The 14,767-nt window shown below is 67.4% G+C and carries 11 protein-coding genes; 8 read left to right on the plus strand and 3 right to left on the minus strand.

Going from position 1 to position 14,767, the window contains the following annotated elements; all coding sequences use genetic code 11:
* Positions 1–36: 36 nt before the first annotated feature.
* From E0H73_RS01670 to E0H73_RS01685, 4 genes are all read left to right on the plus strand, one after another.
* Positions 37–999 carry an ABC transporter ATP-binding protein gene (locus E0H73_RS01670; RefSeq protein WP_131350263.1) on the plus strand — a complete coding sequence of 321 codons (963 nt, stop codon included), beginning with the start codon at positions 37–39 and terminating at the stop codon, positions 997–999.
* Positions 996–2,630 (plus strand): ABC transporter permease, encoded by a 1,635-nt coding sequence (locus E0H73_RS01675; protein WP_202867163.1) that lies wholly within the window; start codon positions 996–998, stop codon positions 2,628–2,630. The genes E0H73_RS01670 and E0H73_RS01675 overlap by 4 nt, the downstream gene beginning before the upstream one ends.
* Positions 2,631–2,824: 194 nt before the next feature.
* Complete coding sequence (locus tag E0H73_RS01680; protein ID WP_131350265.1) at positions 2,825–3,124, plus strand: hypothetical protein; 300 nt, start codon at positions 2,825–2,827, stop codon at positions 3,122–3,124.
* 915 nt (positions 3,125–4,039) lie between these two features.
* A complete protein-coding gene (locus E0H73_RS01685; protein WP_131350266.1) occupies positions 4,040–5,848 on the plus strand; it encodes a serine/threonine-protein kinase in 1,809 nt (602 codons plus the stop codon).
* Positions 5,849–6,796: 948 nt separating this feature from the next.
* Here E0H73_RS01685 and E0H73_RS01690 read toward each other — a convergent pair.
* On the minus strand, positions 6,797–7,186 hold the full coding sequence (locus tag E0H73_RS01690; protein ID WP_131350268.1) for a hypothetical protein: 390 nt from the start codon (positions 7,184–7,186) through the stop codon (positions 6,797–6,799).
* A gap of 136 nt (positions 7,187–7,322) precedes the next feature.
* Here E0H73_RS01690 and E0H73_RS01695 point away from each other — a divergent pair, with 136 nt between their 5' ends.
* The 3 genes from E0H73_RS01695 to E0H73_RS01705 all read left to right on the plus strand — a co-directional run bounded on the left by E0H73_RS01695 (position 7,323) and on the right by E0H73_RS01705 (position 12,067).
* Positions 7,323–8,063, plus strand: coding sequence for a helix-turn-helix transcriptional regulator (locus E0H73_RS01695; protein WP_131350270.1), 741 nt, complete (start codon positions 7,323–7,325; stop codon positions 8,061–8,063).
* A 417-nt stretch (positions 8,064–8,480) separates the two neighbouring features.
* Positions 8,481–11,471 carry a helix-turn-helix transcriptional regulator gene (locus tag E0H73_RS01700; RefSeq protein ID WP_131350272.1) on the plus strand — a complete coding sequence of 997 codons (2,991 nt, stop codon included), beginning with the start codon at positions 8,481–8,483 and terminating at the stop codon, positions 11,469–11,471.
* A gap of 131 nt (positions 11,472–11,602) precedes the next feature.
* The gene (locus E0H73_RS01705; RefSeq protein WP_131350274.1) at positions 11,603–12,067 is read left to right on the plus strand and encodes a hypothetical protein; all 465 of its coding nucleotides are present in this window, start codon (positions 11,603–11,605) and stop codon (positions 12,065–12,067) included.
* 76 nt (positions 12,068–12,143) lie between these two features.
* Here E0H73_RS01705 and E0H73_RS01710 read toward each other — a convergent pair whose 3' ends face one another.
* A complete protein-coding gene (locus tag E0H73_RS01710) occupies positions 12,144–12,473 on the minus strand; it encodes a CD225/dispanin family protein (protein ID WP_131350275.1) in 330 nt (109 codons plus the stop codon).
* 529 nt (positions 12,474–13,002) lie between these two features.
* On the opposite strand from E0H73_RS01710, the gene E0H73_RS01715 reads away from it, so the two are divergent.
* Entirely contained in the window at positions 13,003–13,722 is a 720-nt protein-coding gene (locus E0H73_RS01715; protein WP_131350277.1) for a class I SAM-dependent DNA methyltransferase, read from the plus strand.
* Between the two features lie 317 nt (positions 13,723–14,039).
* On the opposite strand, the gene E0H73_RS01720 is transcribed toward E0H73_RS01715, so the two are convergent.
* Complete coding sequence (locus E0H73_RS01720; RefSeq protein WP_238163751.1) at positions 14,040–14,456, minus strand: hypothetical protein; 417 nt, start codon at positions 14,454–14,456, stop codon at positions 14,040–14,042.
* Positions 14,457–14,767 lie beyond the last annotated feature (311 nt).

Here is a 14,767-nt window from a genome sequence, read left to right on the forward strand (position 1 = left end):
CGCCGTTGCTTCGATCTCGTGAGAAGGCAGGCACCGATGACACCGACGTCCACACAGCCCGAACGGCCCGGAGACTCGGCGGGCCCGGCCGCGATCCGCATTCGGGGGCTGGTGAAGAAGTTCGGCTCGTTCAAGGCACTCGACGGTCTGGACCTCGAGGTCGCCCGTGGTGAGGTCCACGGGTTTCTCGGTCCCAACGGGGCGGGAAAGTCCACGACCATCCGGGTTCTTCTGGGTCTGTTGCGTGCGAACCAAGGCACGGTCGAGCTGCTCGGCGGCGACCCCTGGGGCGACGTGGTGGAGCTGCACCGCCGCATCGCGTACGTGCCGGGTGACGTGATGCTGTGGCCGCGCCTGTCCGGCGGGGAGGCCATCGACCTGCTCGGCAACCTGCGCGGCGGTCTCGAGAAGGCCCGGCGAACCGAACTCATCGAGCGGTTCGAGCTCGACCCGACCAAACGCGGCCGGCAGTACTCCAAGGGCAACCGGCAGAAGGTCGCCATCGTCGCGGCGTTGGCCGCGAATGTCGAGCTCCTCATCCTTGACGAGCCCACCTCCGGCCTGGATCCGCTGATGGAGGCCGTATTCCGAGACGAGATCGCCAAGGAGAAGGCCAACGGCCGGACCATCCTGCTCTCGAGTCACATCATGAGCGAGGTCGAGGCGCTTGCTGACCGGGTCAGCATCATCCGTCAGGGCAAGATCGTGCAGACCGGCACCCTCGACGACATCCGCGGTCAGACCCGGATCACCATCAGCGCCACGTTGGCCCGGCCGCCGGCCGACCTGGGCGGCCTCACGGTCCTGCACGACGCGGCCCTCGACGACCATCACCGTCTCACCGCGACGGTCGAGCCGGACCAGGTCAACGCCGCGATGGCCGAGTTGGTCCCCCACGAGATGTCCGCACTGACCGTCTCGCCGGCCTCGCTGGAAGACCTGTTCCTGCGCCACTACACCGACGAGGCAACGTCGCCTGCCGAGGAGGCCCGGTCGTGAGCACCACTGTCGCCGCCCGGCCGGCCACGCGCCGGTCGGGCCGTCGCGGGCTCACGGGGACGGGGCCGCTGCTGAAGGTCGCACTGCGTATGGACCTCCGCAATATCGCGCCGTGGGTGATGCTGATCTCGGCACTGTCGGCGTCCTCGGTACTCGCGTATGCGTGGATCTTCCCCGATCCCGCCGACCGTGCCTCGCTCGCGACCGCACTCGGCGGAAATCCTGCGCTGTCGCTGATTTTCGGGCCCGCCCGCGACCTGACGACCTCTGACGGGTTCAACGCCTGGCGCGCCGGTCAGCTCGGCGCGTTCTTCGCCGGCCTGATGTCGATCCTGATCGTGGTCCGCAACAGTCGCGCCGACGAGGACTCCGGCCAGGCCGAGCTGATCGCCTCCGGTGTTCTCGCCCGCCAGTCCCGCCTCGCGGTCGCTGTCTTCATGGCGGCCATCGCCTCGGTCGCCCTGGGCGTGGTGTGCTTCCTGCTCACCATCGCCTGCGGCGGCGGGATCACGGCCACCCTCATCTTGTCCGCGACCTTCACCGCCTCCGGCCTGATGTTCGCCGGCCTGGCCGCCGTCACCGCCCAGCTCGGCTCCGATGCGCGCACCGCCAGCAGCCTCGCCATCGCTATCCTCGGGATCTGCTACGTGGTCCGCGGCTACATCGACACCAGCGGCGCCTCCGACTGGGCGACCTGGCTCACCCCGCTCGGCTGGCTCGAGAAGACCGGCCCGGCCACCGACAACAACCCCTGGCCGCTCCTGCTGTGCCTCGCCCTCGCCGTCGTGCTGGTCGCCGCGGCGTTCGTACTCCAGGGTCGCCGCGATTTCGGTCAGGGCCTCATCGCATCCCGCCCCGGGCCGGCTGAGGCCGGCATCGTCGGCACCGTGTGGGGCCTGGCGTTCAGACTGAACCGCGGCAGCCTCATCGCCTGGCTGATCGCGTTCGCCGGCCTCGGGCTGGTCTTCGGCAACCTCGCGACCTCGATCGGCGACATCGTTGCCGACAACCCGGCGATGGCTGGGATCATCGCCTCCGGTGCGACGAGCACCGACGAGCTCACCTTCGCCTTCCTCGTCACCATCCTGCAGATCATCGCCATCATCGCTGCGGTCATGGGCGTCCAGGTCATCCTGCGCATCTATGCCGAGGAGATCGACTACCGCGTCGAACCCCTCCTGGCCGGCTCGCTGCGACGCCATACCTATCTGGCGAGCAACGTCCTGGTCGCGCTCGCCGGCTCCGCGGTAGCCCTCCTCGTCGCCGGTGTCGGCCTCGGCCTGGTCGCCTCGGCCAGGGACGACGCCGTCGCCGTCGGCGACGTCGTCCGGCAGGCGCTGGTGACCATCCCCGCCGTCTGGGTCCTGATCGGGCTCGCCGTCGCCACCGTCGGAGCCGCCCCCACCCGTCGCCTGGTTGCCTGGCTCGGCATCGTGGCCACCTTCGGCCTCACCATCCTCGGCCCCACATTCAACCTGCCCGACTGGGCGCTCGACATCAGCCCACTGCGACACGTCCCCAACGTCACCGCAGCATCTCCCGACTGGACCGGCCTCGCCTGGCTGTGCGGCATCGCCGTGCTGTTCACCACCATCGGGTTCGTCGGCTACCGCCGCCGCGACATCGTCTGACCCACCCACCATCACCAACATCAGCAGCCCCGAGCAACAGGAGGAAGTACATGCCGTCCTCAGCCGTTTACCCGGCCACCCGAAGTACCTCAACCCCGTCCTGGTACCGGGTGCCCGCTGGATGTACCTCGCGGTGGCGAGCACGAAGCCACCAGATTAGGTCGAAATGGGATGTCGCCGTTGCCACAGGTGAGGTGTACGTCCGGCCGCCGATCGATGCGCCGGTCGATATTCAGTTGCGGTTCGTTCGTCAGCGCCTGATCGCCCTCGAAACCAGGATCGGTAAGGAACGTCAGGAAGCCGATCAGAGGATTGCTCGTGTCCAGGAGGCAGGACAGTTGACCGACGCCAGGGTGCAGGCCGCAATCGCCGCGGTCGACGCGAAGGTGCGCGAGGTCGCCACCGGAAATGTTCGGATGCAACTTGGCGGACTGCTCCTCGTCGGCATCGGCTCAGTCATCTCGACGCTGCCCGCGGTTTTCGGCTGGCACTGACGCAGGCAACGTCGCCGGCCGGCTGGAGGTTTCCCGGAGAGGCAGTCTGGTGGCGTACGAGCGCGTAGCGTGGGGCTGGACACGTTGTCTACCGGGTTGGAGAAGGGGCGAGCTATCGGGCGGTTGTGGGACATCGTCCAAGGTCACATTGACTCAGCACCGTATCCACCGTCAGAGCGGACGATTGCTCGCAAGCTGGGGTCTCGCCGACGACGTTGGCGAACTGGCGTGAGCCGAAGCAGTTGCCGAGCCGGAAGAACTTGGAGGCCATCGCGGACTTGGCTGGCGTCAGGTATTCAGCGGTGTTGGACGCGGCGCTGTACGACACCGGGTATCACTAGGATGAGGTCACCCAGCCATCTCAGGGCAGGCCAGCCTGGCGCAAAGTCGGCACCGTGGGTTCACTTGTCCGGGACATCCTGAGACATCCCGCGTGTAGAACACACGACCCGAGGATTACAAGGGCAATGATGCCCAATCAACCGGCCTCTCCAGGCGGCAGAAGTTCGACTTGGAAGGCCTGCTGGCCCCACTCTATGACCCTGTTCGACGTGATTTCGCACCACGTTTGATCCCACGCTCCGGTCGAGCAGCGACGGTGCGCGGAGCCGCGGGTGCCGGACTCGGGTCTCGTAGGTTGAAGGAAGACCCATAGATGCGCGGGTATCGGCGAGTTCGATGATTCCGAGTACGCGGCGAGTACCTGAGGGGATCCTTGTACGTCGTTGACCAGTCCAGGGCCGAAGACAGTGCCTGAGGCGCGTTCGTGTCGTGGCCGCTCGATTGCGGCTGTGTTGGGTGCGTCGGACTGGGCACCGGGGAGCGGGAGAGAGCTCTACACCGTCCGATCGGAGTTGGCGTGATGTTCTGGCCCGTTACCTCGGCTGGCGCGGGCACAGCGGTGGGGTGCTGAGCATGGTCGCCGAGCACCGGCTGTTGGCTGGGCGCTACCGCTTGCTTGATCCGCTCGGGCGCGGTGGCATGGGGGTCGTCTGGCGGGCACGTGATGAGCTTCTCGGCCGACCGGTCGCGGTCAAAGAGGTACTTGTTCCGCAGGAGCTGCCGGAGGAAGAGCGGGACGTACTTCGTCGGCGGACGTTGCGCGAGGCGCGATCGGCGGCCCGGCTTACCCATCCGAGCGTCGTCATGATGTACGACGTGGTCGAGGAGGACGGTCGGCCATGGCTCGTGATGGAACTGGTGCCGTCACGCACACTCGCGCAAGTCTGCCGCGAGCGCGGACGGCTGCCGTGGCGGGAGGTCGCCGGGATCGGGCTCGAGGTGCTGGCCGCTCTGCAGGCCGCACACCCGGCCGGTGTACTGCACCGGGACGTGAAGCCGAGCAATGTGCTGCTCGCCGACGACGGGCGGGTCGTGCTCACCGACTTCGGCATTGCCAGCCTCGAAGGTGACGGGTCGTTGACCCGGTCCGGCGCGCTACTCGGTTCGCCGGCTTTCATCGCTCCTGAACGGGTCCGGGCGCGCGGCGTCGGTCCGGAGTCGGACCTGTGGTCGTTGGGCGCGACTCTCTACACCGCCGTGGAAGGACGGCCGCCGTTCGACCGCGGTTCCGCCTTGCCGACGCTGGCTGCGGCCGTTACAGAGCCGCCCGACCCGGCTCAGTTCGCGGGACCGTTGTGGCCGGTCATCGAAGGTCTGTTGAGAAAGGATCCGGCCGAGCGGATGAGTGCGGCCGAGGCGACCCGTCTGCTGCGTCTGGCTGTGTGGACGCCGGACGTCGCCACATCCATAGCCGATCGGTCGGACGGAACAGTTTCCGCAGCCCCGCCGTCTGTTGCTCAGCGACCGTGGGGAGATTCCGATCGGGACAGCGGCCAGCGGACCCGCGTGCTGCCTATTCCGTCGTTCACTCCGGAGGCCGATCACGCGGCAGGGTCGCCTCGTCTCCCGCTCGCCGCCGGAGGCGACTCCCCTGCGGGCGAGGACGGCGGCTACCGGTCCGTCTCAGGGCCACCGAACCGGATTGTGCGAACAGTGCTCCCTGCCGCTGTGACGTGTCTCTTGGTGCTAGCGGCCGTGGCGGGCTGGACGGTGATGAAGGCGACCCGCGACCCTTCGATGGGCCAGCTGGGGACGGCGGCGCGGCCGAGTCAGACCAGCCAGGCGCCGCGCAGTACGTCGACCGCCCAACGACCCCGGAGCCCCTCGCCGACCCCGAAGGGCACGCGAACAGTGTCGCCGACAACGACCACACGCGCGCCAACGGCAGCCCGTTCGCCTTCCGTCACTCGGTCGCCTTCGACAGAGCCGTCCGACCCGGTCGCGGCCGTGCCTGCGGGGTTCGAACGTCACCGCGACCCGACCGGGTTTTCGCTCGCGGTGCCGGAAGGGTGGACGTACGCACGAGAAAGCGGCCAGGTGTACTTCCGCGAACCTTCTGGATCGGGCCTGCTGATCATCGACCAGACCACTCGACCGAAGGCCGATCCTGTTGCCGACTGGCGCCAGCAGGAGGAGGCCCGCCGGAGCGGCTACACCGACTACCAGCGGATTCGGATCGAAGCAGTCGACTACTTCGACAAGGCGGCGGATTGGGAATTCACCTACGCCGGACGGTCGGGGCGTCAGCATGTCCTGATCCGTGGTGTGGTCACCAGCGCGAGCCAGGCGTACGGGATCTACTGGTCCACGCGCGACGAGCAGTGGGAGGAGAACCTGCGGCTCCTGGGAACCGTCCTCGACACCTTCCAGCCCGCCTCGTGAAGGGCCTACCGAGCGCCGTCGCACTCAGTGGCGTTGAGTCGCCTTTCCGGGTTGTCTGACCATGCCCCAGACTCTCCTGTTTAAGCGCGTGCCTGCAAGCCATCGTTGGCTAGGAGAGCGGTGGGGAGGTTGGGTTCTGCGGGTTCTTGAAGGTCGGGATGTAGCGGATGAGCGTGGCGGCCCGGGGTGAGGACCCCATGCCCGCCACTCAGTAGCGCCGCAGCGCTCGACCGCGGACTTCCGCCGCCCTGAGCCGCCGCCCTTTCGGAGCGGTGGTGACAGACACGATCCAGGCCTGCCTGCGGCCACGATCGAGCCGACCGCCGTCAAGCGGACCCGGGGACCACGGTCTACAACGAGGCCCTCGGCAGCATCACCGACGTCCTCGACCAAACCGGCGGCGCCCATTGGCGCTACGGCTACGAACCTTTCGGCGCCAAACGCACCACCGAAAACTCACCACAGTCGCCGAAGACCCATTCCTGGGCTTCACCGGCGCCTACCTCGAACCCACCACCGGCAACTAGCACCTTAGAGCCCGAGACCTAACGCCCAAGGGCACGTTCCTTTCGCCGGACCCTTCGCCCCAGAGTGTTGTGGGGCGGGTGGGACTCGAACCCACGGCCAAGGGATTATGAGGGCCACGCCACTTGCCACAGTGGCCGACTTCAGGCTGCACTGCTTAGGATTCGGACCCCTCCAGAGGACTTAGCCCGCTTGGCTACACGCGAGTTCATGGCATGAACCATGGCACGCCCAGCCTGTGGTGTCGGATGGGTAGACGGACATTGGTCGGTGCGGGTTTGGCCGATCGGGTTTGAGCCCGGGGCTGGGGCGGCGATGCCTACTGACTCACCATGGAAATCACCGGACGCGTCCTCAGTGTTATTGGTGCGATCGGCGTTGCTGCCGTCGTGCTTTGCGGGCCGCGCAGGTACGGCGACCCGCCTAGACGGGTGACATGTGACGCCGGTAGAGCCACATGCCACCGAACGCGAGGCCGGCACCGCCCAGTGCGGATGCGCCGTCCTGCAGGGCCTCGGCGCCGCCGTTGTCTGGCGGGCTCTGGCCGAGCGTCGCCTCGACGGGGGGAACGACGACAGAGGCCTCCTCATGGCAGACCGGGTGGTATGCCCAGTGGCAGTCCGGAGTTGTTGTGTATCCGGACCCCGGCTCCGGGTAGCCGGATCCTTCGTCCGGCCAGTCATACGCGGCCGCGGGGGGAGCCGCGGATCCGCGGACCGGATCCTTCAGCATGGCCGACGCATCGGCTGCGGTGAGAACGACGGCGCCCATCGCAAAGAAGCACATTGCGAGGGCTGAGTACCTGCGGTTCATGATTCCTCCCGAACGGGTTCCGGACTGATCCCGGACGTGCTTCGACGCTAGGTTTGACGGCTGCCGTGCCGGAATACGCGGCTTCGCGTATGGATCCCGACGCCGCGGCGGCGTAGCGTCGCAGGCGGGAGGCCTCATGGCCGACGGCATCAGCGGGCGGGATCTGGCTGCGCTGCGCGACCTGCTCGCCTTGAAGGTGGACAATCCCGGGCCGGTGCTGCCGTGGGAGCTGATGGAGTCTGCGCGCGACCTGTTCCACAGCGACTCCATCGTGCTCGACCGGTCTCAACCCGCTCTGGAGAGGTTCGGACTCGAACAAGCTTTGGGCGAGACTCAGGAGGTCGATCTCGGCGGGGCTACGGACCCGCATTACTGGGAGCTCTACCGGTCGGCAGACGCCTGTAGCTACGCCGACCGCACCGGCGACATCTCACAGGTGGTCAAGCTGAGCGACTTTGTCTCCGACCGCCAGTGGCGGGCCAGCCCGATGAGGCTCGAATACTGTTTCGGACGCGCCCGGGCGTTGATGGCCTACCTACCCGACGAACCCGGCCACAGAACGCGGCTGTATCTGTGGCGCGGCCCGGGCCGGGACTTCGATGAGCGCGACCGTTTGCTGCTCACCCTGCTGCGGCCGCACCTGATCGCCGCGTTCCGTGCCGCCGAGCGCTGCCGCCAGGCACCCGCAGCACTGACCACACGACAGCTCGAACTCCTGCAATACGTCGCCCAGGGCTACACCAACATGCAGATCGCCCGGCGGATGCGGCTGTCCGAGGGTACCGTGCGTACGCATCTGAATCACATCTACGAGCGGCTCGGTGTCAGCAGCCGGACCGCGGCCGTGACGAGGATGAGCACCGCCGCGCTGGAATAGTCGCTCTGTCGGCAGGCGAGACCTGGCGTCAGATTCGCGTGCGTCGATGATCGCAAGGCGGCTGGAGTCGACTGTTACGTCAGGCCTGCAAATGGCGGAACCGATCTTGTCGGCCGAGGCGAGGCTGAGCGCGGCCGATTGAGTCGCGCGGTTGACCGACGGAGTCGAAGGCCGCCGGCGTTGACTGGGGATGTCATGAGCCTCGGGAGCCGAAGCCGACGCAGATCCGGTTCTCGTCGACTTTGGCCGCTCTGTTACTCGCCAGTTCGTTCCACAAAGTGTTCCACACCCCAGCGGGGAACTGTTTGCGGAAGATCTGGGCTGGAGTGTCTCCGGTGCAACCGCGTTTGCTCTGTGCAGACAGCCTGCTGGGGTCTACGGATTGACGGCGCGCCCGGCTCCTGTTGACGTTGTGCTGTGGAGCAGTCTGCCCCGTTTGTTGGCCGGGCCGTCGAATTGGCGCGCCTGGGTACGGCCCTCTCCGAGGGCGGGCGAATGATCCTGGTCACCGGCGAGGCTGGCATTGGTAAGACGCGACTGATCGGTGAAGCGCTCAGGCGCGCCAGCGAGGCGCGCGCTGTGTTGCTCACAGGCGGTTGCCTGCCGTTGACCGAGACATTACCGCTGCTCCCGCTCGCCGACGCCCTGCGTGAGTTCGTCCAGGCTCCGGACAGTCGACTGCTCGATGAGGTTCTGGCCGTTGTCCCTCCGTACGTCCATGCGGAGGTTGGGCGGCTGGTGCCCCGGCTTGTCAAGCCGGCACAGGTGCACGACGCTTCAGGGGCGGAGTGGCGGCGTGAGCGGCTGTTCACGGCCGTGGGTGAACTTCTGGAGGAGATCGCCCGACGCGTGGCGGTGACGCTGCTCGTCGAGGATGTGCACTGGGCGGACGACGCGACATTGGACTGCCTGACCTACCTTGCGCACGCCGCGCACCGGCCGACGTACGTGGTGACGTGCCGGAGCGACGAGGCGTCGCTCGACCCGCCCGTGACCGCGTGGATGAACCACATACGTCGCCAACGAAACGTCGAGGAGATTAGGCTCGATCGTCTGTCGGGTGAGGAAGTGGAGCAGCAGGCCGCGGCGATTCTCGGCGCTCCGGCACCGACGATGCTGGTACGTGAGCTGCAGGCGCGGGCAGAGGGAAACCCGTTCTTTGTTGAGCAGCTCATGGCCGCAGCGGTTGGCGGATCACAGGGCGATCAGCTTCGGCTACCCAGCGGAGTGCCGGCCGGTCTGGGCGAGTTTCTGGTGGACCGGACGCAGCATGTCGGCGCCGACGCTCGGCGGGTGTTGGAGGCGCTCGCCGTTGTTGGACGGCCTGTGACCGAGGCACTCATTGTGGAGATCACGGCCATAAACCGAGGCGGTGTCCGTGCGGCGCTGAAGGAGCTGGCCGCCAGCCGGCTGCTGGCCGACCGTACGCCGGACGGCAGGTACCGTCCGCGACACGCCCTGCTGGCTGAGGCCGTGGTGGCCGAGCTTCTCCCCGGCGAGCGCTCCGAGCTGCACAGCCGGGCCGCTGAGGCCTTGGAAGGACTCGCGGACACCAGGCTGGCCGCCGAGGTCGCCGGTCACTGGGCCGCCGCCGATCGCCCGACGGAGGAGCTTCGAGCCAGGCTCGGCGCCGCCGACGCAGCCGAGCGCATGTTCGCGTACGACGAGGCCGCGACACATAGGCTCCGGGCGATCGAGCTATGCCGCCAGGTACCCGAGCAGGCACGTCCGCGCGGCCTCGAGGTGCCCGACTTGTACGTCCAGGCCGTCGATGCGTTCAAGGCCAGCGGGAACGGCCTTCGCGCTGACGAGGTCGCCGAGGAGGCGTACCGGCTCTTCGCTGACCACCCCGATCGTGCGGTGGCCGCCGTCATCCACGCCCGCGCCGCGGACTATCGGTCCATCGATTCGGCGGAGACCGGACTCGAAATGGTCGAGGAGGCGCTGCGCCTCTTCGAGGGCGTTCCACCTTCCACCGACCATGCCGCGGCACTGTTCCTCCACTCCAATCTCCTCAGGAATGCTGGCTATTCGGTCCGTGGCCGCGGCAGCCTACGTCGAGCCTTAGAGGTCGCGGAGGCAGCGGGGTCGCCGCTCGTGTCCCGCCTTCTTAGCGTGCTGGCGCACGACCGCTTCGTTCACGCCGAGCTTGAGCAAGGGTTTGAACTTCTCGAGCGGGCCTGGCAGTTGATCGACGCCGATACCGACGCTGAGTCGGTCGAGTGGCTCGCCAATATCGAGAGCAACGTCCTGCTCAAGACCCAGAAGCTCGAGGAGGCAAGTCGAGTGGCGCTACGCCACCTCGACGCCATCCAACGTGGCGGCCGCGCGGACAGCTTTGGCGCCTGCCTACTGGCCGGGAACGCCGCCGAAGCCTTGATAGGTGTAGGCCGGATCGTCGAGGCCGCCGCGCTGCTGGAACCACGCACATCGGGCTCTCCGACCCGAGATCGGTGGATCCTGGACCTGGAGCGCGCGCACCTGGATACGATCCGCGGCGGCCTACAAGCGGCCGCGCGGCGGATCCAGCAGATTCGGGCCCTGCCAATCGGGGGCAGCCTCGAGTTCAACCGGGACATTGCGCAGTACGCCGCAGACCTCGAATTGTGGCGGAAACGGCCCGCCGAGGCTGTTCGCGAGGTCGAAACAGCACTCGAGTATCTTGACGGCGCAGATGAGATACAGCTCTGCGGATCGCTGCTCGTGCTCGGCTTGCGGGCCTGCGCTGACCGAGCCGAAGCTGCCCGGGCAGGGCGGGACGATAGTGGTGTGCAGTTCGCCCTGGCCGCCGCAGGGCGCATCGAAAGCTGGCGCGACCGGCAGACCGCTGATCCTCTTGGCGACAGCGCCTTCTTCCGCGCCGGATCCGCTGAGCGCGCACTCTGGAACGCCGAGCGTGAGCGGCTGACAAGCACGAGCCAACCAGACCTGTGGGACCTGGCTGCCAAACATTGGGAAGCAATGTCCCGACCGCATCACGCTGCGTATTCGCGGTGGCGGCAGGCCGAGGCGCAACTGCTTGCCGGACAGCAGCTGGATGTCGCCGCTGCCGCGTTGCGGTCAGCCGCGGCCGCTGCCGCCGGCCACGCGCCGTTGATCGCCGAGATCGGTGCGCTCGCACGGCGCGCCCGCATCAGCCTCGAACCACCGTCGAGCGCCGCGATGGCAGCGCCCGCAACGCCGGACTGGGGAGCGTCGTATGGGCTGACCGACCGTGAACTACTTGTCCTGCGGCTCGTCGCGAGCGGCCGTACCAACTCGGAGATCGGCGCCCAGCTGTTCATCAGCCCGAAGACGGCCAGCGTCCACGTCACGCATATCCTGCGCAAGCTTGGCGTGACGAATCGAGTCCAAGCGGCCACCGTGGCCGAACGAGCCGGCCTCGGCGACGACACGGACCGCGCCTAGTCACCGGGCTGGGATGTACCGCGAGGAACCGACGGTCTGGGACGACTGAGTCGCCCCCGTAAGGCAGCCGCGCGCCGCAGATTGAGGCAATGCCGGACGACATGAGCGTCTGAGCGGCAGACCCTGCGGGTATGGACACCTATCCGAGTCAGACGAATCCTGACAGGCCCGCCAGCTCCGCGGCCCGGCGCAACCGGTTCGTCGCTGCGCTGGCTACCGCCGGTCTGGTCCTCGCCACTCAGCCCGCCGATGTCGCCCGGGCGGTCGCCAACCTGCCGTCCAGCGCCGTGGCCGTCGTCTGGGGTCGCGCGCACGGCGCCACCTGCACGACGCACGGCGACCTGATGGTCACCTGTGAATCGATGCACGGCGGCTACGCCAACGCCGGCACGACGGTGGGCAACGTGTGGCTGTACGACGACCTGGGCGGCACCGACCGGCACCGTCACGAGGCGAGGCATGCGGACCAGTGGGCCATGTTCGGCCCCGCGTTCACCGTCCTGTACGGCGCCGAGTCCGCCCGCACCGGTGGCGACTACCACCAGAACATGTTCGAGCAGTGGGCTGGCTTGCACGATGGTGGCTATCTGCCCTGACCACGCGAACAAGAACCGGGTCCGTCGAGAGGGACCCGGTTCTCGTCGACGCGTGTTGGCGTCTTGGATCGGCGTTTCAATGGACGTCGGAGTAGCTGCCCGCGCCGACCACGATCACCAGGAGGAAGCCAACCGTGACCGCAACGCTGGTCCAGCACAGCCACTTCGCCGTCCGCGACGCGCGACGGGCGCCCTCGATGTCGCCCAGCGCCAGCCGCGTGCGGACATTGCCTGCGCAGACGACTGCGGCGACGCCCAGCGGCGCGAAACACACCAGCGTGCACACGACGGCCGCAGCCAGGTGGCTGCGTACTGGGCTCGGCTCCGGTGACCGGGTCCGCGACGGCGATACGACCACCGTCCCCAGCTTCACTACAACGCTGCGACGTTCGACTACATTCGACATGCTTCGACTGTCCAAGCAATCACCCGGCTTGACGTCCGGCGAAGCCTTATATTCAGCGCCGGCTCGCCTTACGAGCAGCCGACACCGCCACCAACGCGGTCCGATGCCCCCACGCTGAATCCGGAGCGGGCGGCTGCTGAAACTGCGTACGCCGCTCCATTGGTCGCTGGGCGGGACCTGACCCAGGGATTAAAAGGGGCAATGATGCCTTAGCAACCAGCCACTCCAGGCTCCAGGAGTCCGTATTCCAAGGGACTCTGGCCCCGCTAGCTGACCCCTTTCGACTCCATTTCGCACCACGAATGATCCCACGGCGCAGGCGCTCGCTAGCTGTGGACGCAGCACGGCGACCAGATGGCGTCCCCTTCCGCGGCCGTGTTCCTGCTGCCCAGCAGCACGGCCCGGTCCGAGCCGGCGCCCGCCAGCGCGCATCCTTGGAGGAGAAGTATTCTCGTTCGCGGCTGACGCGCTGCGGTGCGCGATCCCGGAGCCGACCGCCCGTCTGCCATCGGACAAGTACCCTTGGCCGGTGTTCTCGCCTCAAGGCCCGTCCCTGCGTGAACTGGCGATCCAGGCGCTGTCCTCGGTCGAGCGTGGCTATGACCTGCTCGCTCCGAAGTTCGACCACACGCCTTTTCGCACCCCCGAGAGCATTCTTGACGCGGTCGCCGACGCGCTGCGTCCGCTCGGGCCATTCGGTCGGGGAATGGACGTGTGCTGCGGCACCGGTGCGGGCATGCGGGTCCTGCAACCGCTGTGCCAAGCACGGATCACGGGCGTCGACTTCAGCACTGGCATGCTCGCGCAGGCGCACAGTACGCACCCGGACGCCGAGTGGATACGAGCCGACGTCCTGGCCCTACCCTTCGCCGGGGCCTTCGACCTGGCGGTCAGCTTCGGAGCGCTCGGGCACTTCCTGCCCGCCGAACGGCCCGCGCTGTTCGCTGGGGTGTACCGCGCGCTACGGCCCGGCGGGCTCTTCGCCTTCCCGATCGGTGCGCCGCCACCCATCACGTCGGCCTGGTATTGGGCCCTGCTCGGATTCGATCTGACGATGCGGGTCCGCAACGCCGTGTGGCGTCCCCGGTTCGTCATGTACTACCGCACCTGCGCGCTGGACGCGGTCCACAACGACCTGACAGCGGCCGGATTCATCGTGAAGACAGTCCCCCTGGCGGCTCTGGGCCGACGCGAGGACGGCAGCCCGCGGTGCCGGCTTGTCCTCGCGCGCAGAACCGGCACGCCCTGACCAATACACGAAGGAGGAGAGGTCGTCCTTTTGGCAAGCAGGGACGGTGGTCGGACTGCGACTGCAGGCGGCGCCGGGCTGCGGTGCTCGCCAGAATCCAGCAGCAGGACGCGCTTCCCCTTCCACGCGATCCCCAACGCGGGGGTGATCCCAAGAACTACGAGCGCTTCGTCAAGAAGGAAATGCGCTCCCGCAGACGCGGGGGACGATCCGTTCTGGAAGAACGTGACCGTGCACCGTGCTCCCCGCAGACGCGGGGTGATCCGTAGTTGCCGGGGACAAGGCAAGGCCGAACCCGGGGCCTGGAGTTGTCCAGCTCAGTCACTCACGCCGAGTTCGCGCCTCAGAACTCGGACGAAGGTGTGGAGCAGATCGAGGGTTTCGTGGTGGTGACCATCGGCTGCTGACGGCTCCGCTCGCCGCACGCTGTGGATCAACCCCTCGGCAAGGTCGACCGTGGCCGTTTCACACAGGAGGTAGAGAGTCGACCGTGCATCCTGGGCTCGGATCCAGTCCGCAGCCTCGTCGGTGGTGCTCGCTTGAGCAGCACCGTTTGACCGCATGAGCCGCTTGTCATAGATAGCCCCTGTGGCGGAGATGAAGTTCACCGCGGCAGTCAGTTTCTCGCCGCGCTGCCAGCGTTCGTGCTCACGCCGTTCCTGAAGCCATGCGCCGGCGCCCACTCCACCAAGGACGGCCAAAGCGCCGATCAGTGCCGCAAGTACGTTTCCCATCGCCACAAGGTAGCGAATGGATCGCGGCACGGAGACCGGACAACGAGGAGGACCTCGACCGGATCATCGGCGCCGCGCGGGGCGGCCGCTCGAAAATTCAGGCTGGCGAGACACGGCGATTGCCGAGCGAGCTCGAATTTGCGGCCAGGGATTATGAGAGCCAAGCCAACACCACCACTGGCCACCTTCAGGCGTCACCAGATGCAGAATCAGCACCACCAGGCGCCGCAAGCACCTCTACTGGACGCAAGTTCATGTCACGAACCATGTCACGGCCGCTGGTCGGTGGCTGGCCAAGCCAGTGAGCCACA

Origin of the sequence: Kribbella pittospori (genome assembly GCF_004331465.1) — a bacterium.
GTDB lineage: Bacteria > Actinomycetota > Actinomycetes > Propionibacteriales > Kribbellaceae > Kribbella > Kribbella pittospori.

Bases quoted from the DNA above. Each gene is read 5' to 3' on its own strand.
- E0H73_RS01695 (WP_131350270.1), top strand. From the start codon at position 7,323: ATGGCCGACGGCATCAGCGGGCGGGATCTGGCTGCGCTGCGCGACCTG.
- E0H73_RS01670 (WP_131350263.1), top strand. From the start codon at position 37: ATGACACCGACGTCCACACAGCCCGAACGGCCCGGAGACTCGGCGGGC.
- E0H73_RS01705 (WP_131350274.1), top strand. From the start codon at position 11,603: ATGGACACCTATCCGAGTCAGACGAATCCTGACAGGCCCGCCAGCTCC.
- E0H73_RS01685 (WP_131350266.1), top strand. From the start codon at position 4,040: ATGGTCGCCGAGCACCGGCTGTTGGCTGGGCGCTACCGCTTGCTTGAT.
- E0H73_RS01690 (WP_131350268.1), bottom strand. From the start codon at position 7,186: ATGAACCGCAGGTACTCAGCCCTCGCAATGTGCTTCTTTGCGATGGGC.
- E0H73_RS01710 (WP_131350275.1), bottom strand. From the start codon at position 12,473: ATGTCGAATGTAGTCGAACGTCGCAGCGTTGTAGTGAAGCTGGGGACG.
- E0H73_RS01720 (WP_238163751.1), bottom strand. From the start codon at position 14,456: ATGGGAAACGTACTTGCGGCACTGATCGGCGCTTTGGCCGTCCTTGGT.